We start from the raw sequence: 24318 nt of genomic DNA, 5'->3' as shown, positions 1-24318 counted from the left end.
TCGTGGGTGGCATGGTGCGGGAGGTAGTTGTCCTGAGGCACAGTGAAGGCTCGCTGCCAAACCCCAGATGTCCAAGGACTCAACCAATGTTACACACTGCGCCCACCTGTCGAGAGGCGGCCCCTTGTTTCGATGCATGTCGATCCAGCGCGCTCGACACCAACGGCACTCTCAATTCAACGCGTGCCGCGCCCCCCGTGGTGAACGAGGCAGAGTGTCAGAGCCTGCGCAACTCGACCGGTCAGGGGAATGCGCGCAATCTTTGGGGAATGGGTGCGTGGGGTGTGTTGGTGATAGTCCAAATCGCCGCATACGCCGCCATGTTCTATGGCGTGTTGGTTATGCATATCTCGCTGCTTCCTTACGTATTTCTGGTCACACTGACAGTCTTATTCTGGCTGGGTTACGATTGCATTCGCGATATGCGCAAGGATACTTCCTCAGCTACCGGTCAGAGATAGCTATCCATTCTTACCAAAATGACTTTGGGTCAACGAGAGTCGATATCTGTGGCCAAACTGCCGGAACCTGTGAAATGTTAGTGTCGCCCTTCGCGATTTCCTAGGGGCAGGGCGCTTTCAGGTTCATGACACACCCTGTCAACGGGGCATCATTCACGAAAGTCAGTGACAGAGCCGGTTGACAACAGGTTTTGTATTTTGGATACATTTGTCAGGGATATCGCAACGACCTGTATTGTCACTGAACGCTCTGACGACAAAGAGCCATGCGATTGTCTTGCCAAGTCCATTTCTGGGAGAAAATCATGAAACTCAATCTTCTGGCCGCAACCACGGCAATAGCCCTGTCGGGTGCCGTGGCACAGGCAAATACCCTGGTGTATTGTTCCGAAGGTTCACCCGAGGGGTTTGACCCTGCACTGTTTACCGCAGGAACAACCTTTGATGCCTCGTCGCATCCTATTTATAACCGGTTGCTGGAATTCGAAACCGGTACAACCAACGTGATCCCCGGCCTGGCTGAAAGTGTCGAGGCCAGTGATGATGGCCTGGAATACACCTTCAAGCTGCGCCAGGGTGTCAAATTCCATTCGAATGATGAATTCACCCCGACCCGCGATTTCAACGCCGATGACGTAATCTTCTCGTTCATGCGCCAAAAGGACGAGAACCACCCCTATAACCAAGTGTCTGGCGGCACGTGGGAATACTTCCAGGGTATGGGGATGCCGGATCTGGTCTCTTCTATCGAAAAGATTGATGACTACACGGTGAAGTTCACCCTGTCCAAGCCAGAGGCACCTTTTGTTGCGAATATGGCGATGGATTTTGCATCGATCATGTCAGCCGAATATGGCGATGCCATGATGGCTGCCGGCACGCCTGAGAAACTGAATACCGCACCCATCGGGACCGGGCCTTTCTCGTTCGTGGCCTACCAGAAAGACGCGGTGATCCGCTATGCCGCCAATGGCGATTATTGGAAGGAACCGGCGCAGGTCGAAAACCTGATCTTTGCCATTACGCCGGACGCGTCTGTTCGCTACCAGAAGCTGAAAGCTGGCGAGTGCCATGTGATGCCTTACCCGAACCCGGCTGACATTCAGGCGATGAAGGATGATGCAGACATCAACATGATGGAGCAGGAAGGGCTGAACGTCGGGTATCTTGCCTACAACACCACGATGGCGCCGTTCGACAACCCCAAGGTTCGCAAGGCGTTGAACATGGCGATCGACAAGCAGGCGATCATCGACGTGGTTTTCCAGGGCTCGGGCCAGGCTGCCAAGAACCCGATCCCGCCAACCATGTGGGGCTATAACGACGCCATCGCGGACGATCCATATGATCCCGAAGCGGCCAAGGCCATGCTTGAGGCCGAAGGCGTCTCGGACCTGTCGATGAAGGTCTGGGCGATGCCGGTTCAGCGCCCCTATAACCCTAATGCCCGCCGCATGGCCGAGCTGATTCAGGCCGATTTTGCCAAGGTTGGTGTGGGCGTCGAAATCGTCTCGTACGAATGGGGCGAATACCTGTCACGCTCGAAAGAACTGAACCGCGACGGTGCTGTTCTGCTGGGCTGGACCGGGGATAACGGCGATCCGGACAACTTCCTGGCCGTTCTGCTGGGCTGTGACGGTGTCGAAGCATCGAACCGCGCGCAATGGTGCCACCAGCCGTTCGAGGATCTGATCCTGAAAGCCAAGCAAAGCACCGATCAGGCCGAGCGGACCAAACTGTATGAAGAAGCTCAGGTCGTGTTTAAAGAGCAGGCCCCATGGGCAACCATTGCTCACTCGGTTGTATTCATGCCGATGAGCAACAAGGTGCAAGGTTACAAAGTGCACCCGCTGGGCGGCCACATCTTCTATGGTGTGAGCGTCGAGTAAGCCACCACTCACTCACCGGAGCCGCCTGTTTGGCGGCTCCGGCTTTCTTATTGAGGAGGTCGGCCTGAATGCCGGATCTGTCCGAATATCGTCAACTGGCACGGGACATGTCAGTCGACGCTGTTGCTCTTGTACCTGGCCCGAATTTCACCCGCGCTTTGGGAAAAGCTTTCATGAGCCACGAACGGCCCTTCGTGGTTGTTGTCCCGCCTGAGGGACAGGCCGCAGCGATTGTGCCCAATCTGGAACTGGCCTCATGGGATCTTGTCGGATTCGAGGGCGCTGTTTTCGATTGGCGCGATCAGACCGGTTATGACGATGCGTTTACCGCATTGGCCGCACAAATGCCGATCCGCTCGCTTGCGGTGGAAGGTCAGGTGATGCGGGTTTTCGTCTCTGCGGCGTTCACCCGTGCTTTGCCGGGCTTACGGATCGTCGACGGTGAACGCGAAATCTCGGGCCTGCGCATAATCAAGACCGATGAAGACATTGCTGCGATGCAGGCGGCCATCGATATCTCGGAACGTGCTCTGGGTCGTGTGATTGCAGATGTGCGTGTCGGCCAGACCGAAAAACAGATCGAGCAAGCCCTGATACAGGCGCTGTTTGCAGAAGGGGCCGAGTCACTGGCGTTTTCACCCATCGTAGCGGCTGGCGACAATTCGGCACGGCCGCATGGGAAAGCGCGCAACGACTACCAGATCAGGGCAGGCGACGCGTTACTGTTCGATTTCGGTGCCCGCAAAGATGGTTTCGCCGCCGACATTACGCGAACCTTCTTTGTTCAGGACGTGTCGGACGAGGGCAGGGACGTCTACGACACCGTTCTGCGCGCCAACAAAGCCGGGTTCGAAGCCTGCCGCCCTGGTGTAGCGGCCCATGACATAGACGATGCGGTCATAAGCGTGCTCGAGGCCTCGCCATTTGCGGATCGTATTCGCACCAAAACGGGTCACGGGTTGGGTCGGGATGTGCATGAGGCACCTTATATCATGCGTGGGAATCATCAGAAAATCCTGCCGGGTATGGTCTGGACGAATGAACCAGGTCTGTATGCGCTCGAAAGTTTTGGCGTTCGCATCGAAGATGATGTGCTTGTCACTGAGGATGGCTGCCGGTCGCTGACCCATTTCCCCAAAGAGCTTACAATCATAGGTCGCTGATGTTTGGTTACTTACTCACCCGCATTGGCCTGTTCGTCCCGACCTTTCTGGGCGTGACGTTGATTTCATTCATGTTTATCCGGGTGCTACCGGGTGATCCGATCATCGTTATGGCCGGCGAGCGCGGCATGACTGAAGAACGCTACCAGGAAATGGTAGAAAAGCTGGGTTTCGACAAACCGGTGTTGCAGCAATACTGGGAATACCTTTCCGGAGTTTTGCAGGGCGATCTCGGCGAAAGCTTTGTCACCAAAAAACCGGTCTGGGAGGAGTTCTTTTCGCTGTTCCCCGCGACAATGGAACTTTCGCTCTGCGCCATGATCTTCGCCATCGCTTTGGGTCTGCCTGCCGGCGTGATTGCGGCGGTGAACCGGGGGAAGTTTTTTGACAGGGCACTGATGTCTTCGGCATTGGTCGGATATTCGATGCCCATCTTCTGGTGGGCGCTGCTGCTGATCATCGTGTTTTCGGGCAATCTTGGCTGGACACCGGTGTCCGGCCGGATCGACCTGCTTTATTACTTCCCAAGTGTCACTGGCTTTATGCTGATCGACAGTCTTTTGTCCGGACAGGAAGGCGCATTCGGGTCGGCCGTTCGTCATCTGATCCTTCCGACGATTGTGCTGGGTACTATTCCGCTGGCCGTGATCGCGCGTCAGACCCGGTCGGCGATGCTGGAGGTTCTGGGCGAGGATTACATCCGCACCGCGCGTGCCAAAGGGTTGTCGCCGACCCGGGTAAACGGGCTGCATGCGCTACGTAACGCGCTGATACCGGTTGTCACGGTGATCGGGTTGTCGGTTGGTACGTTGCTGGCGGGGGCAATTCTTACTGAAACCATCTTCAGCTGGCCGGGCATCGGCAAGTGGATGGTCGACAGTATTTTCCGCAGGGATTACCCGGTGGTGCAAGGGGGTTTGCTGATGATCGCGGTGATCGTGATGCTGGTGAACCTGCTGGTCGATGTTTTGTACGGCATCATCAACCCCAAAATCCGGAGACGATGATGACCGAGCTTTCGTCGAACCAACCAATGGCCGAAAATCGTCCCAGCGCACTGCGAGAGTTCTGGTACTATTTCAGCGAAAACCGCGGTGCCGTGATCGGGTTGTGGGTTTTTGCCGCCTTTGTGTTCTGTGCGGCCTTTGCCCCTTTGTTGGCCCCCTATGATCCGACCGAACAGTTCCGGGACCATATCCTGCAACCCCCTGCCTGGCAGGAAGGCGGAAGCTGGGCCTTCCCGTTGGGCACCGATCCATTGGGCAGGGATATGCTGTCGCGGCTGATCATGGGTTCACGCTATTCCTTCTTTGTGGGGATCGTTGTGGTCTGTGTTGCCGTAACGGGCGGCGTAATGGTCGGCCTTCTGTCGGGTTTTGCGCCCAAATGGGTTGATACGTTGATTATGCGGGTGATGGACATCGTCCTGGCTTTCCCGTCTCTGCTGCTCGCCCTTGTTCTGGTCGCCATTCTGGGCCCATCACTGACCAATGCGATGATTGCTATCGCCATCGTGTTTCAACCGCATTACGTGCGCCTGACCCGCGCGTCGGTTCTGGCGGAACGGCAGAAAGACTATGTGACCTCGGCTCGTGTGGCCGGTGCTGGCAAGTCGCGGCTGATGTTCATCACGGTATTGCCCAACTGTCTGGCGCCAATCATCGTTCAGGCGGCCCTGTCTTTTTCGACTGCCATTCTGGACGCGGCGGCCCTTGGGTTTCTGGGCATGGGCGCGCAGCCCCCCACACCAGAATGGGGCACCATGCTGGCTGAAGCGCGCGAGTTCATCCTGCGCGCATGGTGGGTTGTAACCTTCCCCGGTCTCGCGATTCTGGTCACCGTGCTTGCCATCAATCTGATGGGTGACGGGTTGCGGGATGCGCTGGACCCGAAACTGAAACGGAGCTGATCGCATGAGCCTTTTGCAGATCCGTAATCTGACTGTCGAGTTCGCCACATCTTCGGGTAGTTTCCGCGCCGTGGACGGTGTTGACCTGTCGGTCGACAAAGGCGAATTGCTGGCCATCGTCGGCGAAAGCGGTTCGGGCAAGTCCGTGTCGATGCTGGCACTGATGGGCTTGCTGCCCTGGACCGCCACGATCACCGCCGATGAGATGAGCTTTGAGGGCCGTGACCTGTCCGGTATCTCGGCCCGCGAACGGCGCAAGATCATTGGTAAGGACATGGCGATGATCTTTCAGGAACCGATGTCCTCGCTGAACCCCTGTTTTACTGTCGGGTTTCAGATCAAAGAGGCATTGCGCATCCACCTTGGCCTGAACCGAAAAGAGCGTCACGAGCGTGCGGTCGAATTGTTCGATCAGGTTGGCATTCCCGCGCCTGAAAGCCGCCTGAATTCCTTTCCGCATCAAATGTCAGGGGGCATGAACCAACGGGTTGTGATCGCGATGGCCATTGCCTGCAACCCCAAGCTGCTGATCGCGGATGAACCGACCACGGCGCTGGACGTGACCATTCAGGCGCAGATTCTGGATCTGTTGATCCGGTTGCGTAATGAGCATGGCATGGGTCTGGTTCTGATCACCCATGACATGGGTGTCGTGGCGGAAACCGCCGAGCGGGTTCAGGTGCAATATGCCGGGCAAAAGGTTGAAGAACAGCCTGTCAGGGATTTGTTTCGAACGCCGCGTCATCCCTATACCACGGCCCTGCTAAGTGCTTTGCCGGAGCGGGCAACGTCCAAGATTCTGCCGACGATTCCAGGTGTTGTACCTGGGCAATTCGACCGGCCAAAAGGATGCCTTTTCAGCCCACGGTGCCGCTTTGCCGATGCGACCTGCGCTCAGACCCCGCCGACCCCTCATGCCGAGGCATTTGGCAAGGCGCGCTGTCACCATGTTGAAAAGATTGCCGCCGGAGAGCTGGTATGACCACACCTATCGTTCAGGCCAACGCCCTGGCCCGGTTTTACACGGTCAAAGGCGGGTTGCTGTCCAAACCCGCAACCGTAAAGGCGCTGTCGGGGGTGGATTTCGACCTGCAACCGGGAAAAACATTGGCCATTGTCGGAGAGTCAGGCTGTGGCAAGTCTACGCTGGCCAGACTGATCACAATGATCGAAGAACCAACCTCGGGCAGCCTGACGATAAACGGGGTCGAAATTACCCCTTCGCAATGGAGCAAGATGCGAGAGACGGTGCAGATCGTCTTTCAGGATCCCTATAGCTCGTTGAATCCGCGTCAGCGCATCGGCCAGATCCTGCAGGAACCGCTGATCATCAACCGGCCTCAGATGACGGCCGCCGACCGTGAAATGCAGGCACGCAAGATGATCGAGATGGTGGGCCTGCGCCCGGAACATTATGACCGCTATCCGCATATGTTCTCGGGTGGGCAGCGCCAGCGGATCGCCATTGCGCGGGCGCTTATGCTGGACCCAAAGGTGCTGGTTCTGGATGAACCTGTCTCGGCACTGGATGTGTCGATTCAATCGCAGATCCTGAACTTGCTGGTCGATCTTCAGGAACGGCTGAACTTGGCCTACCTGTTCATTTCACATGACTTGTCGGTTGTCCGGCATTTCGCCGACGACGTGATTGTCATGTATCTGGGGCGCGCGGTCGAAAAAGGTCCGAAAGAGAAGCTGTTCGCTGCTCCCCGACATCCGTACTCCAAGGCGTTGCTCTCCACGACGCCCCGTGCCGACCCGGATGCCCGGAAAGAGCGGATCAAGCTGGAAGGCGAGTTGCCGTCACCCATGAACATCCCGAAAGGGTGCGCTTTTGCGCAACGATGCTGGCTCGCGACTGAACAGTGCAGGCAAACATTGCCTGAACTGGATGATGAAATTCATCAGGTCGCGTGTCTGCATCCTCTTTTCTGAAAAACCAGATGGCCAGCGAAAACGCCCGGGCCATAGGACCGGGCGTTAGAAAATCCGCACGTCCTTGAAGGCGTCAGAGCCCCCATTTCTCGCGGTTTGCTTCAAAGAAGCCTTCCGCTTTTTTCACTTCGATCCAGTTGTTTACATAATTTATCCAGATCTGGTCGCCTTGTGGCAGGATCATTGCAATCGGCGAAGGTGACCGGGGGCCGGCGTTTTTCACGCGCTCTACTGGAAACTTCTCCTCTAGTGTCGATCCTTCGATGTTCGACGTGATGAACACATCAGCACGACCGGCGATAACTTCCTGAAAACCGCGGGCTGGGGCCTCGACCACCTTGATCTCGGCGTTAGGGAACCACTCGCGGACCCGTTTTTCAAACGTGGTGCCCAAAGTCGTCGCGACCTTAACTCCGGGTTGATTGATCGAGTCATATCCGTCGAATTTTTCGACCTTGTCCTTGGTGGTGTAGGGGAAGAGTTCCACCGAGATATAGCTGTCGGAAAAACCCGCAACTTTCATGCGCGGTGGTGAAATCGATGCCGACCCGGTCAGGTGGTACTTGCCCGCGACCACACCATTCACCAGTGTTTTCCAGTCGGTGGGGACAAATTCGACCTCAACGCCAAGATCGGCGGCCAGTGCATTCATAATGTCGATGTCGTACCCTTTGTAGCTGTTGGTTGCTGGGTCGCGCAGTGTCATAGGGTTCCAGTCACCTGTGGTACCAACCTTGAGCACGCCGGAATCCAGCACCTCGTTCAGCGCAGATTGCGCTTGTGCGGAACCTGACAATACAAGCCCCAACACGGCAGCCGCCGCGGCTTTCCAAAAAACGCTCATAGGTATCTCCCGTTGGTGGCGTTACGATTTTGTGATCGTATTCTTCATTGATTTAAGTCTAAAGGGAAAGATAACCTCAAGAAAATTTTATACTGAGGCTAAAATAGGGGCAATTCAGCTTATGCCAGACGCCGCAATCGAACTTGTGGATGTGAACAAGTGGTTTGATACCTTTCACGTTCTCAAGGACATCAATCTGACAGTTAACAGCGGCGAAAAGGTGGTAATTTGCGGACCTTCCGGGTCAGGAAAATCGACCGTTGTGAGATGTATCAACCAGTTGGAAAAGCACCAGAAAGGTACCATTCGTGTAGACGGGGTTGAGCTGACGGATGATGCAAAATCTGCGGCAACCATTCGGTCAGAAGTCGGGATGGTTTTCCAGCAATTCAATCTGTTTCCGCATTTGACCGTTTTGGAGAACCTAACTCTGGGCCCGATCAAAGCGCGCGGCCTGAGCCGGAAGGACGCGGAAGAAAAAGCGCGCCATTATCTGGATCGGGTACATATTCCCGATCAGGCGGACAAAAAGCCCATGCAGTTGTCCGGTGGTCAGCAACAGCGCGTGGCCATCGCGCGGTCCCTGTGCATGGAGCCACGCGTGCTGTTGTTTGATGAACCCACGTCGGCGCTGGACCCCGAGATGATCTCGGAAGTGTTGGAAGTTATGGTGGAACTGGCGAATGAGGGCATGACCATGGTGGTCGTGACCCACGAGATGGGGTTTGCCCGCAAAGTGGCTGACAAGATGATCTTCATGGATGCTGGTGAGATCGTCGAAGAAGGCAAGCCGGAACATTTCTTCACCAACCCTCAGTCTGATCGGTGTCGCAAATTCCTGTCTCAGATACTACAGCACTAAGAGGGGCAGATGAAAAAACTCTTTATGATAATGCCCCTGCTGATGCTCACAGGCTGTTCGTCGTCCCAGACCTGGGGTTGGTATGTGATCAACCCGACCACAGCATCGGGTTGGATCAATGTAAAATTCCTGATCTCAGGGATGGGGGCAACGATCCAGATTTCACTGATCGCGGCCGTGTTGTCGATCGTACTGGGGCTGATGGTGGCCCTGCCGGGATTGTCCGAGAAACGCGGCTGGCGGCTGGTCAACCGTGTTTACGTTGAATTCATTCGCGCCATTCCCCTGCTGCCGATGCTGTTCTGGGTCTTTTACGGATTGCCCATTGTGTTCAAGTCGATGGGCATGAATGTCCCCATCGATCCCTTTTGGGGTGCGATCATCACATTGGCGATTTCTGACAGCGCCTTCACTGCCGAGATTTACCGCGCAGGAATTCAATCCATTGCGCGTGGTCAGAGCGAAGCGGCGCAGACCATCGGGCTGAACTATATGCAGACCATGCGCTATGTGATCCTGCCGCAGGCAATCCGGCGCATTCTGCCGCCCTTGGCAAACCAGTTCATCTACATCGTCAAGATGAGCGCATTCGCCAGCGTCATCGGGATGCAGGAACTGACCCGGCGCGCGAATGAGCTGGTGGTCACGGAATACCGCCCGTTGGAAATCTATACCCTGTTGATCTTTGAATACCTGATCCTGGTTCTGATCATCAGTGCCGGTGTGCGCTGGCTGGAGCGTCGCATGGGCGCGGACGAGCGCGGTTAAGGAGAATGGATATGGACTGGAAAGCTTTCATGGCCGAGACCGAGGCCAATATCGGAACTTTTTCGAAGGAGGTGCCCGAAACCGTGCGCGGCTTTGGCATCATGGGCAAGGCCGCCAAGACCGATGGCGCGCTGAGTGAGAAAACCAAGGAATTCATGGCCCTTGGCATCGCCATTGCGACCCGCTGCGACAGCTGCATCGGATTTCACGTGCGTTCCCTTGTCCGGCTGGGTGCCACCCGAGACGAGATGTGCGAGGCATTGGCGATGGCGACCTATATGGGTGGCGGGCCGTCTTATGCCTACAGCGCCAAAGCGTTGAAGGCTTATGATGTGTTTTCTGGGTAATTGCCACGCAAATCACTAAAGCGGTTAGTGATCATCCGTTTGGTTCCGGTTTCATTTGCCCCATGCCTCCAGCGTTTTCTTCGGCGGTTTTGCGAATAATTGCGCCAATTTTCAGGAGGTTTTCGCCCAGCGGGTTGGTCTTTCGCCAGATCAGGCCGATGGTCCGGGTTGGTGGAGTATCCTGAAAGCGGGCGATGGACACGTCGGCAGACCGGGTTTCCAGCCCCACGGCCATTTCCGGTATCAGCGTCACACCGATGCCCGCCCCGACCATCTGCACCAATGTGGACAGAGAGCTGCCCTCCATAATGTGTTGCGGTTCGATATTGCGGATCGAACAGAATGAAAGCGCCTGATCCCTGAAACAATGCCCTTCTTCCAGCAACAGCAGCCGCATGGTTCTGAGCTGTGACGAACTTGGCATTGGCAACCCGGCGTCCCGCGCCGGGCGAACCAGCAGAAAGTCTTCGTTAAACAACGAAAATTCCCGAAGGCTAGGTTCCGAGACCGGCAAAGCGACAACGGCAAAATCCAGTCTGGAGTCCAAAATTTCGCCGATCAGGGTTTGGGTGATGGTCTCTTTGGGTTCGATCGTCAGCTGCGGGAATCGTTGCGACAGTGCCTTAATGATTGATGGCAGCAAATAAGGCGCGACCGTGGGGATGACCCCGATTCTGATGCGACCCGACAAGGGACCAGCGGAAGATTGCACAAGATTCCCCAAATCTTCGACCCGCGTCAGGATTTCGCGGCCATGTTTTAGGACATCTTCGCCAAGCGCGGTCAGGCGGGTTTCGCGTGCTGCGCGTTCGACCAAGGGGCCACCCATTATGGCCTCCAGCTCCTTGATTTGTATGGAAAGCGCGGGTTGCGATATCGCGCTGGCTGCCGCCGCCTTGCCAAAGTGGCCGTGGGTGGCAAGCGCTTCGAAGTAGCGCAGGTGTTTAAGTGTGAGTGACTTCATAGGAAAAATTAATCGCAATGATAGTAATTACAAATTTCCAATTATCGAAACCGTAAGGTACGAGTCAAGACATCTGAACCCCTCGGTAAATACTCAGGAGATTTACAATGGACGGTAATCCCCACAATCACCAATCCGGCGGCTGCCCAGTCTTGCATGGCGGGAACACGGGCACGGGCAACTCTGTCACCAAATGGTGGCCGGATGCGCTGAACCTGGACATTCTGAGCCAGCACGACACCCGCACCAACCCGATGGACGCGGATTACAACCACCGCGAGGCAGTCAAAGGGCTGGATTTCAACGCTGTTTGTGCTGACGTCGAAGCGTTGCTGACCGACAGTCAGGACTGGTGGCCGGCCGATTGGGGCCACTATGGCGGCCTGATGATCCGACTGGCGTGGCACTCTGCCGGGTCGTACCGTCTGGGGGATGGTCGTGGTGGCGCATGCTCGGGCAACATCCGTTTTGCACCGCTGAACTCATGGCCGGATAATGCCAGCCTTGATAAAGCGCGCCGTCTGCTCTGGCCGGTGAAAAAGAAATACGGCAATGCGCTGTCCTGGGCAGACCTGATTGTTCTGTCGGGAACGGTTGCCTACGAAGCCATGGGTCTGAAGACCTTTGGCTTTGGCTTTGGCCGCGAAGATATCTGGGGCCCGGAAAAAGACGTCTACTGGGGTTCGGAAAACCAGTGGCTGGCTCCGTCCGAGAACCGCTATGGCGATCTGGAAACCCCCGGCACGCTGGAAAACCCGCTGGGCGCGGTGCACATGGGCCTGATCTATGTGAACCCCGAAGGTGTGAACGGTAATCCGGACCCGGCGAAAACAGCGCTGCACATCCGCGAAACCTTTGCCCGCATGGCGATGAATGACGAAGAGACGGCGGCGCTGACCTGCGGTGGTCACACAGTCGGCAAAGCCCATGGTGCGATGGCAGGCGATCATATCGGTGCCGAGCCCGAAGCCTGCCCGGTCTCCGGTCAGGGCCTGGGTTGGAACAACCCCGATCAGAACGGCAAGGCAACCAACGCATTCACCTCTGGTATCGAGGGTGCGTGGACAAAAAACCCGACCAAATTCGACATGGGCTTTTTCGATTACCTGTTCGGATATGAGTGGGAATTGGGTAAATCGCCCGCGGGTGCACAACAGTGGCAGCCTATCGACATGCCGGAAGATGAAAAGCCGGTCGACCCGACCGACCCTTCGGTTCGGCGTATGCCGGTCATGACCGATGCGGACATGGCAATGAAGATCGATCCGATTTACAACGCGATCTGTCAGAAGTTCATGGCCGACCCGGATTACTTTGCTGACACCTTTGCCCGCGCTTGGTTCAAGCTGACCCACCGCGACATGGGGCCACGCGTCAATTACTATGGCCCAAACGTCCCGTCAGAAGAGCTGATCTGGCAGGACCCGATCCCTGCGGGTTCGACCGCGTATGACGTCGATGCCGTCAAGGCAAAAATCGCCGACAGCGGTCTGACCGCGGTCGAGATGATCACCACCGCATGGGACAGCGCCCGTACCTTCCGAGGCTCGGACAAACGCGGCGGCGCAAACGGTGCGCGTATCCGTCTGGCACCACAGAAAGACTGGGCAGGGAACGAGCCCGAGCGTCTGGCAAAAGTGCTGGGCGTGCTGGAGCCTATTGCCGCGGAAACCGGGGCCTCGATTGCCGACGTGATCGTTCTGGCGGGCAACGTTGGTCTAGAACAGTCGATCAAAGCCGCAGGCTTTGACGTGGCGGTTCCGTTTTCGGCCGGTCGCGGCGATGCGACGGATGAGCAGACCGATGCCGACAGCTTCTCGGTGCTGGAGCCGCTGGCGGACGGGTTCAGAAACTGGCAGCTGAAGGAATACGCTGTATCACTTGAGGCGATGATGCTGGATCGCGCGCAACTGCTGGGTCTGACCGCAGCCGAGATGACGGTTCTGGTTGGTGGCCTGCGTGTGCTGGGTGCCAATCACGGTGGATCAGAGCATGGGGTCTTCACGGATCGCGTGGGTCAGTTGACCACCGACTTCTTCGTCAATCTGACGGATATGTCGCTTAGCTGGCATCCGGTAGATGGCGGCACCTATGAGCTGCGTGATCGTGCCTCGGGTGAGGTCAGGTTCACCGCAACCAGCGCGGATCTGGTCTTCGGCTCGAACTCGATCCTGCGTGGCTACGCCGAGGTCTATGCCCAGGACGATAATGCCGAGAAGTTCGTGCGCGACTTCGTAGCGGCCTGGACTAAGATCATGAACAACGACCGGTTCGATCTGGTAGCCTAAGTCAAAAAATATCAGGCGAGGGAAACCTCGCCTGACATCGTGTTCGGGCTGACATCTGGTAGTGCCCGATTATCCCGCGATCACATTCTGTTTTTGAACACCCAGGCCTTCGATGCCCAGTTCCATCGTGTCGCCGGGTTTCAGATAGACTTGCGGGTTTTGCCCCATGCCCACACCCGGCGGAGTTCCGGTCGAGATCACATCGCCCGGCTGCAAAGACATGAATTGCGACAGGTGTGAGATCACAGTTGCCACCCCGAAATGCATCGTCCGGGTCGAGCCGTCCTGATAACGGTGGCCGTTGACCTCAAGATACATCGGCAGGTTCTGTGGGTCTGCAACCTCGTCCCGCGTCACCAGCCAGGGACCGATGGGGCCGAATGTATCTGCCGACTTGCCCTTGACCCACTGCCCCGAGCGGTGAAGCTGAAAATCACGTTCCGACAGGTCATTGACCACGCAATAGCCAGCGACGTGATCCATCGCTTCGGCCTCGGAGATGTATTTTGTTTCCTTGCCGATCACCACGCCCAACTCGACCTCCCAGTCGGTCTTGACGGACCCGCGCGGGATTTCCACCGTGTCGTTCGGCCCGATAATGGCCGATGTCGCCTTGAAAAAGATCACAGGTTCCTGCGGCAATTCCATACCGCTTTCTGCCGCGTGGTCGGCATAGTTCAGGCCGATGCAAATGAACTTGCCCACATGGCCGACACATGCCCCTAAACGGTTGTTGCCTTCAACCATCGGTAAATCTCGTGGATCCAGCGCGCGCAGTCGCGTCAACCCTTCGTCGCTGAGAACGTCGCCCGAAATATCGTCGATGACGCCTGACAGGTCGCGAATTGTGCCATCGTCGTGCAGCAGCCCGGGCTTTTCAGCACCCAAGGCGCCAAACCGCAGTAGTTTCATATTGTGATCCCTTTCAGCTTAAATCGCCCATCCGCCATCAATGGCAAAGGGCTGACCAGTGGTAAATGCACTGCTGTCGCTCGCAAGGTAGAGCGCCAGATCGGCAATCTCGTCCGCGGTTCCAATGCGCCCCATCGGCTGGCGGGCGATGAAATCCGTCATCGCCTTTTCGTAGTCGCCTGTCGCCCGCAAACGCTCGTGCAGGCTGGGGCTGTCGACAGTGCCGGGGCAGATTGCATTGCACCGGATGCCCTGCGTGACAAAATCGGCGGCGATCGACTTGGTCAGGCCAATTACGGCAGCCTTTGATGCGCAATATACAAACCGGTTTGGAACGCCCTTCATCGACGAGGCGACCGAGGACATATTGATGATCGACCCCCCGCCGTTTTTCAACATCGCGGGCAGGGTCAGACGGATCAGGCGATACATGGCCTTCACATTAAGATCGAAACTGAAATCCCAGTCGTCCTCTTCGCACTCAAGAATGGTGCCGTTTGCCACGTATCCAGCGCAATTGAACAGGATATCCAACGGTGGCAATTCAGCCACGGCACGTTTCACGGCATGCGCATCTGTCACGTCGAGATGGATCGGAGAGATCCCGTCGATCTCCGAAAGCCCGGCCAAGTTGGTTTCGTTGATGTCGCTGGCAAAGACATGCGCGCCTTCGGCTGCGAACAGTTCGGCCGTGGCACGTCCGATGCCCTGTCCAGCGGCGCTGATGAATGCGGTTTTGCCTCTTAGTCGGTCAGAAGGCTGATGCGATGTCATTCTGGTCCTCATGATTTTCCCGAAACCGGGTGGTGTGGTGGGGATAACTGCCCTTCTGTTCGCGCCTCAGGGAAAACACTGGGCAGGATAAGCGGGCGCAAAACAGTGCGTCGCGTGTTTGGAGTCCGGTGCAGCACCGTCAAATCCTGATGTGATAGGCCTTTGCCGCATTCCCTCCGAGGATGGTTTCGCAGTCATCGGAGGAAAGTGCGCTTAGCAGTTCAGCGGTTGCATCGATCCAGCGTTCATAGCTGCTGGCCAGTGTGCAGACCGGCCAGTCGCTGCCCCAGATCAACCGCGATGGTCCGAACGTGTTCAGTAGGTGATCTACATAGGGGTACAGGTCCCGAACCGTCCAGTCAGGCGCAGCTTCGGTGACAAGACCGGACAGTTTGCAGAACGCGTTGGTGTCCCGCGCGATGGCGGCCATGTCTTCGGCCCACCCGTCAAGTACACCCTCCCGGATCAGAGGTTTTGAGCCATGGTCAATCACAACCCGCATGTTTGGGTGCCGCGCCACAAGTTGACGTAACGGGCCTAGGTGTCGGGGTAGGGTGAGGGCATCAAAAGTCAGATCGTTTGACTGGATGGCCTCAAAGGCAGGCGTCAGTGCCGCGCCGAGCATCCAGTTCGGATCAGCGATGTCCTGAATCATCGGCCGCAATCCAACCAAAGCGGGATGAGCGGCAAGTCTGGTGATTTGTGCACGCGCATCAGGGGCGTCAAAATCGACCCAGCCAACCACACCTTTGATAAAAGGTGTCTTGTCGGCCAGTGACAACAGGTACTCCGTCTCGGCGACGGTCGGCGCCGCCTGAACCAGAATTGTCCCGTCGATGCCCTGTGCTTGCAACAATGGCGCAAGGTCATCTGGCCCGAAGTCCCGGTAAATCTGGCCCAGGTTGGGTGTCAGCCACCCATAGTCACCACGCGACAGCGCCCAAAAATGCTGATGGGCGTCGATCTTCATGCGATCACGCCCTTCTTCAGGATGATGTTGCCGTAGAGCCTGCGCTCGCCGGTCTGAATGATGGCAAATGCGGATGCCGCGCGTTGGTAGAAGGCGAACCGGTCCAGACCCTGAATTTGCGCGGGGTTGTCAGCCCGCGCGTTGATGATCTTCTGGAAATCCGCGACGGCCTCGGGCACGGCTTCGGGATCACCGACAACCTGCATGGTCAGTGCGGGGTCGGGCACGAATGTATCCAGCGGCATGACAGACAACACGGCGCCAAGCAGGTCGCTTGCCGTTGAACCGTCTGCACGGATGCAGTCGGGCCCAAGGCTTGAGCCCGGGAAATTGGCATCTGCAATAACGATGTCATCGCCATGGCCCATGGCGCGCAGGGCGTACAGCAATTCAGGAGACAGCAGCGGGTCGAGATTACGCAGCATTGACAGGTTCCTTGGGCAAGGGGGCATCTGACCGGATCAGGCCTTCGGTATGCAGGTCTGACCAAAGCTGGGCGGGGATGGAGCGTTCCAGCAGGGCGACATTGGCTTGAACCTCGGCCGCGTTAACAGCGCCCGGAACAACCGTTTTCACGGCGGGGTGTCCCAGAACAAATTGCAGCGCGGCTGCGATCAGTGGTGTGTCATGGGCCGCACAGACGGTCTCGATCCTGCGCACCCGTTCAAGAATATCCTCAGGCGCATCGGAATAGTTATACTTGGCCCCTGGCACCGCTCCGGTGGCGAGGATGCCCGAATTATACGGCCCGCCCAGAATGATGCCCACATCGCGTTTCTCGCAAAGCGGCAGAAAACTGTTCAAGGCTTCCTGCTCCAAAAGCGTATACCGACCCGCCAGAAGAAACCCGTCGAAATCGCCAAGACCCAGCAGTTTCTCGCAAACCTGCCATTCGTTCACGCCCGCGCCAATCGCGGCGATCTCGCCTGCGTCTCGCAGTTCAACCAGCGCCTTGTAACCGCCGTCATCGAACAACTCGCGCACTTTGGCGTCTGACATTTCCTGACTGCCCTGACTGAAAGCGCAGACGTCATGCACCAGAAGAATGTCTGCATTGGCAACACCGATCCGTTCCCGGCTTGCCTCATATGACCGCATGACGCCGTCATAGGTATAGTCGAACACAATGCGTTTCTGCGGAACGTCCACAAACGCTTCGGGCGTCACCTCATGTGGTTCGCAATCCAGCAGCAGACGACCAATTTTGGTCGATAGCTGGATGTTCTCACGTCCAAACCGCCTGATCGCTTCGCCAAAGCGATACTCGGACCGGCCCAACCCGTATTGCGGCGCGGTGTCGAAAAACCGGATGCCTGCGTCAAATGCGGATTGGAGCGCAGCTTGCGCATCAGCATCCGAGACCTTGCGATAAAGATTGCCCAAAGGTGCGCCGCCAAACCCCATGCGGGTCAGCGGCACGGGCCGGGACGTTTTGTTGTTCAGAAGAGCGGTTTGCGAAACGGTCATCCTGCCTCTCGGGTGGTTTGGGGCGTTAAGTTAAAAAGCTGCGGTCTTTCCTGTTGCAGCCGTTCGATCCGAGGCATCAGTTGCCCAAGGTGATGGCGCATGGCGTCTTGTGCCGCACGTTCGTCATGGGCACTGATGGCATCGAATATCGCCCGGTGTTCGGACAGTGTTTCCGCAATGCGGCCGGGTGTCGGCAACAGCAACATCCGTGCGCGGCTGACCTGTAGCGACACGGTCTGTGCCACATCCGGCAGGCGAAGCATCCCGGTGAACGCCATCAACAGGGCGTGGAATTCCTCATCTGCGTGGTAAAACCCGGCAATGTCTTCATCTTCGATCAACAGCTCTTGCAGGCGCACATTGCGGCTCAGCTTTTTGCGCTGATCTTCGGTCAGGTCACGCGCAACCTTGGCCACTGTTGCCAGCTCCAGGGCCTCTCGCAGAAAGGCGCCTTCGCGAATTTCCTCCATCGAGAAATAGGACACACGTGTACCCGATTGCGGCACCACATCCACCAGCCCTTCGGCGGAAAGCCTGGTGATGGCGTCCGCGACAGGTGCGCGGGACACACCCAATTGCGCGCAGATCGGCGCCTTCCGAAGGTTAGCGCCGGGGGGGAAATCCAATGCCAGGATCGCCTGTTTGATGGATTGGTAAACGCGCTGCGCGAGCGACCCCTCAAATGTTGAAATGTCGGGCAGGCGGGTGGCGTCAATGTCGTATGGGTGGTTCATAAATCTGAACTATCATACTAACATGTTAGTTGACAAGAGAGGATTATCCCCGTAGCTCTGTGGCGAACAAGCGGGGAATCCATGCACCCAGTTTCAGAGATCAAAGCCCAGGGCGGCCCCGCCCGTGACACAATCCGGCTGAACCCGGATGACAACGTGATCATCGCGTTGCGCGACCTGAAAGCCGGCGCGCAACCGGATGGGTTATCGGTGCAGCTTCCCACGGAAATCGCACGCGGGCACAAGATCGCCACCGCCCCGATTGCGGCAGGTGAGAATGTGATCCGCTATGGACAGATCATAGGTCAGGCCAAAGCGGATATCGCCGCAGGCGAGCATGTTCATGTCCATAATCTGGGTATGGGGACGCATCAGCAGGACTACGCATATGCAAGCGCGAACACGCCGCTGCCCGAGATTTCAGGCTCCCGTATCTTCCAGGGCTTCCACCGCGCCGATGGCAAGGTCGGCACGCGCAACTACATCGGCATTTTGACAACGGTGAATTGCTCTGGCTCCGTGGCGAGGTTCATAGCCGAAGCCACCGAGAAACGGGGCTTGTTGGACGCGTACCCGAATGTGGACGGTATCGTCCCGATCGTTCATGGCACCGGATGCGGGATGTCGGGAAACGATGAAGGCTATGCCACACTGTTCCGGACATTGGCTGGATATGCCCAGCACCCGAATTTCGCCGGTATCCTTCTGATCGGTTTGGGGTGCGAGGTGATGCAGGTAGCCGATCTGGTTGGGGGTCGTCCGATCCGTCCTGATGGCGTGCTGCGTTACATGACCATTCAGAGTGAGGGCGGTACGCGCCGTACCATTGAACGTGGATTGAACGAACTGCGCGGGATTGCCGAACTCGCGAACAAGGCCGAACGCGAACCTGCGCCGATCAGTGCGATAACGGTTGGAATGCAATGCGGCGGGTCGGATGGCTATTCCGGGATCACCGCCAATCCCGCTTTGGGTTATGCCTCGGATTTGCTGGTGCGGCATGGCGGTACGACGATCTTGTCCGAAACCTCGGAAATCTACGGTGCAGAACACCTTTTGACCCGGCGGGCCGAGACCGTTGAAGTCGGGGAAAAGCTGATAGAACGCATTCGCTGGTGGGAGGGGTATACTCACCGCAACGGTGGTGAGATGAACAACAACCCTAGCCCCGGCAACAAGCGCGGCGGGTTGACGACCATTCTTGAGAAATCGCTGGGCGCTGTCGCCAAAGGCGGAACCGCGCCCTTGCGCGGTGTTTACAAGTTTGGCGAGAAAATCGACAGGACCGGGTTTGTTTTCATGGACAGCCCCGGTTTCGACCCATGCTCGGTCACGGGGCAGGTGGCATCAGGCGCCAACCTGATCGTGTTTACCACAGGGCGAGGCTCGGTTTCGGGTTATCAACCAACGCCCTGCATCAAGCTGGCAACCAATTCCGAAATGTATGCCCGGATGTCAGAAGACATGGATCTGAACTGTGGGGACATCGTCACAGACGGCGTGAGCATCCAGGCAAAAGGCGAAGAGCTGTTCGAAATGCTGATCCGCGTTGCATCGGGTGAACAAACAAAAAGCGAAGAACTTGGCTTTGGTGGGGTCGAATTTGTCCCCTGGCAAATCGGCGCGGTGATGTAGGCCGCACCACCCCTTGGGGAGAGGGGTGTTTGGGAGGGTAAATGACAAAACTGGTCGACATGTCGGGGATCGAGAAACACTTTCCCGGAGTCCATGCGCTGAAATCAGTGCAGTTCGATCTGGTGCCCGGTGAAGTCCATGCGCTGATGGGCGAGAACGGTGCAGGCAAAAGCACGCTGATGAAAATCCTCTCGGGGATCTATCAGCGCGACGGCGGCACACTGCAAATCGAAGGGCGTAATGCAAACCCAACCACGCCACGCGAGGCGCAGGCTTTGGGTATCGGTATCATCCATCAGGAACTGAGCCTGATGAATGATCTGACGGTGGCACAGAATATTTTTATTGGCCGCGAACCTCGCAAACGGTTTGGCCGACTGAACGATGCCGAGTTGAATGCACAGACAGCCGAGATTTTTGCGTCCATGAACCTAAACCTCGACCCCAGGGCGCAGGTCGGCAGTCTGACCATCGCCAAACAACAGATGGTCGAGATCGCCAAGGCCCTGTCTTTCCGGTCCAGGGTTCTGATCATGGATGAACCGACCGCGGCCCTAAACGATGCTGAAATTGCCGAGCTGTTCGTCATCATCCGCCGTCTGAAGGCCGAAGGCGTGGGCATTGTCTATATCAGCCACAAAATGGATGAGCTGAAGCAGATCGCTGACCGGGTCACGGTGATGCGCGACGGAGAATACGTTGGCACAGTTGACGCGGCAGCAACGCCGATCAGCCAGATTATCGCGATGATGGTGGGTCGCGAAGTCAAGGAAGAGCCGCTGGTTCCCCCCGATCTGAGCGATGCCGAAGTTTCGCTGGAAGTGACCGGGCTGTGTCGGGGTCACGAAATCCACGATGTCAGCTTCTCGGTTCTGAAGGGTGAAATCCTGGGCTTTGCCGGGCTGATGGGGGCCGGACGTACCGAAGTTGCGCGGGCAATCTTCGGGGCAGATCCCAAGGATAGCGGAGAAATCCGGGTGCATGGGCAGGTGGTCTCGATCCGCACGCCATCCGATGCCGTCAAGGCGGGCATTGGCTATCTTTCCGAGGATCGCAAGCATTTCGGCCTCGCCACTGGGATGAGCGTTCGTGACAATGTTGCCTTGGCGTCGATGGATATGTTCACCGGACGTGTCGGTGTTCTGAACGACAGTGAAATCAGCACGACGGCCAAGAGTTACATAATGCAGCTGGGTATTCGCACGCCTTCGGACACGCAGGAGGTGCGTCTTCTGTCCGGGGGCAATCAGCAGAAAGTTGTCATTGCCAAATGGCTGCTGCGGAATTGCGATATCCTGATTTTCGATGAACCCACGCGTGGCATCGACGTGGGCGCAAAATCTGAAATCTACAAGCTGCTGGAAGAACTTGCCGGGCAGGGCAAGACGATCATCGTGATTTCGTCGGAACTGCCCGAGATCATGCGCCTAAGCCATCGCATCGCTGTGATGTGTGAAGGCCGGCTGACCGGCATTCTGCCGGGCGGCAAAGACACCACTCAGGAAGATATCATGCATCTGGCGACCCAGCGGGTGGCAGCGATGCAGGTAACAGGAACAGCGTAATGACCTCAGCAACGGATATCGAAAAGAAAAGCCCGCTGGCGGGTCTCTCCGAAAGTGGCGCCTATCAAAAGCTGCTGGCCTTCGCCAGCTTGATTGCCTTGCTGATCGGGTTTTCAATCGCGTCGCCGAATTTCATGCAAACCTCAAACATGATCGCCATTTTGCAGGCGACATCGGTCAATGGGGTGCTGGCGGTTGCTGCAACACTGGTCATCATAACTGGCGGGATCGATCTGTCCGTGGGAACTCTGATGACGTTCTGCGCCGTCATTGCCGGTGTCGCGCTGACCTATCTCGGAATGCCGCTGTTGCTGGGGGTTGTGGCAGCGATTGCGGCGGGTGCGTTCTGCGGGCTGTGTTCGGGCACCTTTGTCGCCAAGATGAAAATCCCGCCCTTCATTGCCACGCTAGGTATGATGCTGATCCTAAAAGGGTTGTCGCTGGTGATCTCGGGCACGCGGCCCATCTACTTCAACGACACGCCGGGTTTTGACCAGATTTCGCGCGGGTCGCTGATCGGAGAGGTTTTCCCTGCTTTGCCGATCCCAAATGGCGTGCTGATCCTTTTCCTTGTTGCCATTGCAGCTTCGTACATTCTGGGGCGCACGGTTCTGGGCAGATACACCTTTGCGCTGGGATCGAACGAAGAAGCGGTGCGCCTTTCGGGGGTGAATACCGATCTTTGGAAGATGCGCATTTACGCTTTGGCAGGTGCGATCTGCGGCATCGGTGGAATCCTGATCGCGTCGCGTCTGAATTCGGCGCAGCCCGCGCTGGGGCTTGGCTACGAGCTGGAAGCTATTGCTGCCGTCGTGATCGGGGGCACGTCCCTGTCCGGTGGGCGCGGTACGATCCTTGGCACCCTGATCGGTGCCCTGATCATGGCAGTTCTGACCAATGGTTTGCGGGTGCTGTCCGTCGCGCAGGAATGGCAGACCGTTGTCACCGGCGCGATCATCATTCTGGCCGTTTACGCCGATATGGCGCGGCGCAGGAAGACAGGTTGAACATTCACAAAAATTAGAAACGAAGACCAACTGGAGGAGAAGACATGCTAACACGTCGTTTCATTTTGGGGGCCCTGAGTGCGGCCAGCCTTTCGATACCTGCATCAATGTCATCAGCGGAAGACATATATATTCCGCTGGTGTCCAAAGGGTTTCAGCACCAGTTCTGGCAGGCGGTAAAGTCGGGTGCGGAACAAGCCGCCGAGGAATACGGTGTCACGATCACCTTTGAAGGCCCGGACAACGAAACCATGGTGGATCGTCAGATCGACATGCTGGCGGCGGCCTTGGCCAATAACCCCAAGGCCATCGGTTTTGCCGCTCTGGACAGCCAGGCCGCCATTCCACTGTTGAAGCAAGCTGATGAAAAAGGCATTCCGATCATCGCCTTTGACAGTGGCGTTGACAGCGACATTCCGGTTTCTACAGCAACCACAGACAATCAGGCCGCGGCTGCGCTGGCTGCGGACAAGATGGCCGAGATGATTGGCGGCAAAGGCAAAGTGGCCGTTGTTGCGCATGACCAGACCAGCCGCACAGGCATTGATCGGCGTGACGGCTTCGTCAATCGTATTGCTGAAAAATACCCGGACATCGAAGTTGTCACGGTTCAATACGGTCAGGGTGACCACCTGAAATCGACCGAGGTGACCAAAGCAATCCTGACGGCGAACCCCGATCTGAATGGCATCTTCGGCACCAACGAGGGCTCGGCCATCGGTGTGGTGAACGGGGTGCAAGAACTGGGGACCGAGGGGCTGGTCATCATCGGGTATGACAGCGGTAAGGCCCAGAAAGATGCGATCAAAAGCGGGTTGATGGCGGGTGCAATCACTCAGAATCCCGTGGGCATCGGGTATGAAACCGTCAAGGCTGCTGTAGCTGCGATGAAGGGCGAAGAAGTTCCTGCCCTGATTGATACCGGGTTCTACTACTACGACGCATCCAACATCGACGATCCGAAGATCGCGGCAGTGCTGTACGACTGATTTTCATTGTCATACTTGTTCCTGGCTCTTGGTTCTCCAAGGGCCAGAAGCTTGTCAGAATCCCTGCATCAGCATGTCGATGCCGGCGGTGATCTGCGCAAAGTGATCATCAAGGTTGTCGACTGGCGATTTTAGAATGCCCACCGGAACGGCAGCCATGAATTGGGTCGCCATTACAAACGGTTTGCCCTGGATATCAAAGACGGGATTGAGCCGGGTGGCTGGGATCGGCGCCGTCGCTTCGGGAAGCAGGGGCACGACGACGCGTGTGTTCAACCCGCTCAGCAGATCGCTCTGGATGTCCAGAAGATACCCGTCACCTGACGGGTTGGGGAACACGTCGTATTTTGGCATCAGAACTGTCGGTAGGTATCCAGCGGTAAGCCATTATGCTCGACATACGCGTTGGAACTCTCAAGTGCGGCCTTGTTTTCGGCTTTCCAGCGTTCAGCTTTTGCGCTGGCGACTGCGGCCCGAATGCCGTCTTCGGCTGCCCGGGACAGGTTGATCTTCAGATCCCGCGCCTCGGACAGTATATCGCCATCCAGTGATAGATTTGTCGGTCTACGAGATGGAGCATTCATTTGGTTACCCTCAAGACTGCGCCATTTTACCACTACGCCATATGCGCGTCAAACATGCGCATATTGCTCGACGCGCGGAAAATCTCTGTTCAACGGCACGTGGCAATCAGGAAGTTATTGGCCTGAAAAGAGCATTGCGCTCTGATTTTCAGCTCCCCCTATTACTGTGCGACTTTTTGTTTGTGTTTGTTGAACTGTTGGTCGAAGAGGTTTTTGAAGGGGCCGTTTTTCTGCATGAGTTGGTCGAGGTT

General features: G+C 56.9%; 26 protein-coding genes. 16 read left to right on the top strand and 10 right to left on the bottom strand.

All coding sequences use genetic code 11. The features are described 5' to 3' along the window. The first annotated feature begins 86 nt into the window (after positions 1-86). The 7 genes from ACR0BK_RS17410 to ACR0BK_RS17380 all read left to right on the top strand — a co-directional run bounded on the left by ACR0BK_RS17410 (position 87) and on the right by ACR0BK_RS17380 (position 7357). The gene (locus tag ACR0BK_RS17410) at positions 87-461 is read left to right on the top strand and encodes a hypothetical protein (RefSeq protein ID WP_480555663.1); all 375 of its coding nucleotides are present in this window, start codon (positions 87-89) and stop codon (positions 459-461) included. A 305-nt stretch (positions 462-766) separates the two neighbouring features. Beyond that, positions 767-2350, top strand: coding sequence for an ABC transporter substrate-binding protein (locus ACR0BK_RS17405; RefSeq protein WP_480495867.1), 1584 nt, complete (start codon positions 767-769; stop codon positions 2348-2350). Positions 2351-2418: 68 nt separating this feature from the next. Continuing rightward, positions 2419-3513: a M24 family metallopeptidase gene (locus ACR0BK_RS17400; RefSeq protein ID WP_480555660.1), complete on the top strand. Its 1095-nt coding sequence runs from the start codon at positions 2419-2421 to the stop codon at positions 3511-3513. After that, a complete protein-coding gene (locus ACR0BK_RS17395; protein WP_480555658.1) occupies positions 3513-4520 on the top strand; it encodes an ABC transporter permease subunit in 1008 nt (335 codons plus the stop codon). Before ACR0BK_RS17400 ends, ACR0BK_RS17395 begins: the two co-directional genes overlap by 1 nt. Further along, positions 4520-5422, top strand: a complete 903-nt coding sequence (locus ACR0BK_RS17390) for an ABC transporter permease subunit (RefSeq protein WP_480488831.1) — start codon at positions 4520-4522, stop codon at positions 5420-5422. The genes ACR0BK_RS17395 and ACR0BK_RS17390 overlap by 1 nt, the downstream gene beginning before the upstream one ends. A gap of 4 nt (positions 5423-5426) precedes the next feature. Further along, positions 5427-6404 carry an ABC transporter ATP-binding protein gene (locus tag ACR0BK_RS17385; protein WP_480555657.1) on the top strand — a complete coding sequence of 326 codons (978 nt, stop codon included), beginning with the start codon at positions 5427-5429 and terminating at the stop codon, positions 6402-6404. Beyond that, complete coding sequence (locus tag ACR0BK_RS17380; RefSeq protein WP_480555655.1) at positions 6401-7357, top strand: dipeptide ABC transporter ATP-binding protein; 957 nt, start codon at positions 6401-6403, stop codon at positions 7355-7357. Before ACR0BK_RS17385 ends, ACR0BK_RS17380 begins: the two co-directional genes overlap by 4 nt. A 73-nt stretch (positions 7358-7430) precedes the next feature. On the opposite strand, the gene ACR0BK_RS17375 is transcribed toward ACR0BK_RS17380, so the two are convergent. Beyond that, the gene (locus tag ACR0BK_RS17375) at positions 7431-8201 is read right to left on the bottom strand and encodes a transporter substrate-binding domain-containing protein (RefSeq protein WP_480477605.1); all 771 of its coding nucleotides are present in this window, start codon (positions 8199-8201) and stop codon (positions 7431-7433) included. Between the two features lie 121 nt (positions 8202-8322). Here ACR0BK_RS17375 and ACR0BK_RS17370 point away from each other — a divergent pair, with 121 nt between their 5' ends. From ACR0BK_RS17370 to ACR0BK_RS17360, 3 genes are read left to right on the top strand one after another with little or no spacing between them, the layout of a single operon-like run. Continuing rightward, on the top strand, positions 8323-9063 hold the full coding sequence (locus tag ACR0BK_RS17370; RefSeq protein ID WP_480495873.1) for an amino acid ABC transporter ATP-binding protein: 741 nt from the start codon (positions 8323-8325) through the stop codon (positions 9061-9063). A gap of 9 nt (positions 9064-9072) precedes the next feature. Further along, positions 9073-9831, top strand: a complete 759-nt coding sequence (locus ACR0BK_RS17365; protein WP_480477601.1) for an amino acid ABC transporter permease — start codon at positions 9073-9075, stop codon at positions 9829-9831. An 11-nt stretch (positions 9832-9842) separates the two neighbouring features. After that, positions 9843-10178 (top strand): carboxymuconolactone decarboxylase family protein, encoded by a 336-nt coding sequence (locus ACR0BK_RS17360; protein WP_480477599.1) that lies wholly within the window; start codon positions 9843-9845, stop codon positions 10176-10178. A 31-nt stretch (positions 10179-10209) separates the two neighbouring features. Here the strand turns inward: ACR0BK_RS17360 and ACR0BK_RS17355 are convergent, their stop codons facing one another. After that, positions 10210-11142, bottom strand: a complete 933-nt coding sequence (locus tag ACR0BK_RS17355) for a hydrogen peroxide-inducible genes activator (RefSeq protein WP_480520830.1) — start codon at positions 11140-11142, stop codon at positions 10210-10212. Positions 11143-11249: 107 nt separating this feature from the next. On the opposite strand from ACR0BK_RS17355, the gene katG reads away from it, so the two are divergent. Further along, entirely contained in the window at positions 11250-13430 is a 2181-nt protein-coding gene (gene katG / locus ACR0BK_RS17350) for a catalase/peroxidase HPI (protein WP_480555653.1), read from the top strand. 69 nt (positions 13431-13499) lie between these two features. Here the strand turns inward: katG and ACR0BK_RS17345 are convergent, their stop codons facing one another. The 6 genes from ACR0BK_RS17345 to ACR0BK_RS17320 form a co-directional block, all read right to left on the bottom strand. After that, entirely contained in the window at positions 13500-14342 is an 843-nt protein-coding gene (locus tag ACR0BK_RS17345) for a fumarylacetoacetate hydrolase family protein (protein WP_480555651.1), read from the bottom strand. Positions 14343-14360: 18 nt separating this feature from the next. After that, a complete protein-coding gene (locus tag ACR0BK_RS17340; protein WP_480555649.1) occupies positions 14361-15116 on the bottom strand; it encodes an SDR family oxidoreductase in 756 nt (251 codons plus the stop codon). Between the two features lie 139 nt (positions 15117-15255). Then, on the bottom strand, positions 15256-16086 hold the full coding sequence (locus ACR0BK_RS17335; protein WP_480555647.1) for an amidohydrolase family protein: 831 nt from the start codon (positions 16084-16086) through the stop codon (positions 15256-15258). Continuing rightward, positions 16083-16511: an RbsD/FucU family protein gene (locus ACR0BK_RS17330; protein ID WP_480555645.1), complete on the bottom strand. Its 429-nt coding sequence runs from the start codon at positions 16509-16511 to the stop codon at positions 16083-16085. The genes ACR0BK_RS17335 and ACR0BK_RS17330 overlap by 4 nt, the downstream gene beginning before the upstream one ends. Then, positions 16501-17553, bottom strand: a complete 1053-nt coding sequence (locus ACR0BK_RS17325) for an aldo/keto reductase (protein ID WP_480555643.1) — start codon at positions 17551-17553, stop codon at positions 16501-16503. The genes ACR0BK_RS17330 and ACR0BK_RS17325 overlap by 11 nt, the downstream gene beginning before the upstream one ends. Continuing rightward, on the bottom strand, positions 17550-18287 hold the full coding sequence (locus ACR0BK_RS17320) for a GntR family transcriptional regulator (RefSeq protein ID WP_480520815.1): 738 nt from the start codon (positions 18285-18287) through the stop codon (positions 17550-17552). Before ACR0BK_RS17320 ends, ACR0BK_RS17325 begins: the two co-directional genes overlap by 4 nt. Positions 18288-18368: 81 nt before the next feature. Here ACR0BK_RS17320 and ACR0BK_RS17315 point away from each other — a divergent pair, with 81 nt between their 5' ends. Genes ACR0BK_RS17315 through ACR0BK_RS17300 form a run of 4 tightly spaced genes read left to right on the top strand, consistent with a single transcriptional unit; the run spans position 18369 to position 23483 of the window. Continuing rightward, positions 18369-19922 carry a UxaA family hydrolase gene (locus tag ACR0BK_RS17315; RefSeq protein WP_480555641.1) on the top strand — a complete coding sequence of 518 codons (1554 nt, stop codon included), beginning with the start codon at positions 18369-18371 and terminating at the stop codon, positions 19920-19922. A 41-nt stretch (positions 19923-19963) separates the two neighbouring features. Continuing rightward, positions 19964-21487 carry a sugar ABC transporter ATP-binding protein gene (locus ACR0BK_RS17310; protein WP_480495890.1) on the top strand — a complete coding sequence of 508 codons (1524 nt, stop codon included), beginning with the start codon at positions 19964-19966 and terminating at the stop codon, positions 21485-21487. Further along, on the top strand, positions 21487-22494 hold the full coding sequence (locus ACR0BK_RS17305; RefSeq protein ID WP_480495892.1) for an ABC transporter permease: 1008 nt from the start codon (positions 21487-21489) through the stop codon (positions 22492-22494). The genes ACR0BK_RS17310 and ACR0BK_RS17305 overlap by 1 nt, the downstream gene beginning before the upstream one ends. A gap of 44 nt (positions 22495-22538) precedes the next feature. Beyond that, entirely contained in the window at positions 22539-23483 is a 945-nt protein-coding gene (locus ACR0BK_RS17300; protein WP_480495894.1) for a substrate-binding domain-containing protein, read from the top strand. Positions 23484-23537: 54 nt separating this feature from the next. Here ACR0BK_RS17300 and ACR0BK_RS17295 read toward each other — a convergent pair whose 3' ends face one another. Together ACR0BK_RS17295 and ACR0BK_RS17290 are read right to left on the bottom strand one after the other, a co-directional pair. Beyond that, positions 23538-23837, bottom strand: a complete 300-nt coding sequence (locus tag ACR0BK_RS17295) for a CcdB family protein (RefSeq protein ID WP_209599024.1) — start codon at positions 23835-23837, stop codon at positions 23538-23540. Next, on the bottom strand, positions 23837-24067 hold the full coding sequence (locus ACR0BK_RS17290) for a type II toxin-antitoxin system CcdA family antitoxin (RefSeq protein ID WP_480520806.1): 231 nt from the start codon (positions 24065-24067) through the stop codon (positions 23837-23839). The genes ACR0BK_RS17295 and ACR0BK_RS17290 overlap by 1 nt, the downstream gene beginning before the upstream one ends. Here ACR0BK_RS17290 and ACR0BK_RS17285 point away from each other — a divergent pair. Then, positions 24055-24318: hypothetical protein (locus tag ACR0BK_RS17285; RefSeq protein WP_480555639.1), on the top strand; the 264-nt coding region annotated here is incomplete at its 3' end. The genes ACR0BK_RS17290 and ACR0BK_RS17285 overlap by 13 nt on opposite strands.

The organism is Ruegeria sp. AF1, from assembly GCF_056542125.1.
The sequence above is the reverse complement of the archived record's forward strand: the minus strand, read 5'-3'. Positions and strand labels throughout refer to the sequence as shown.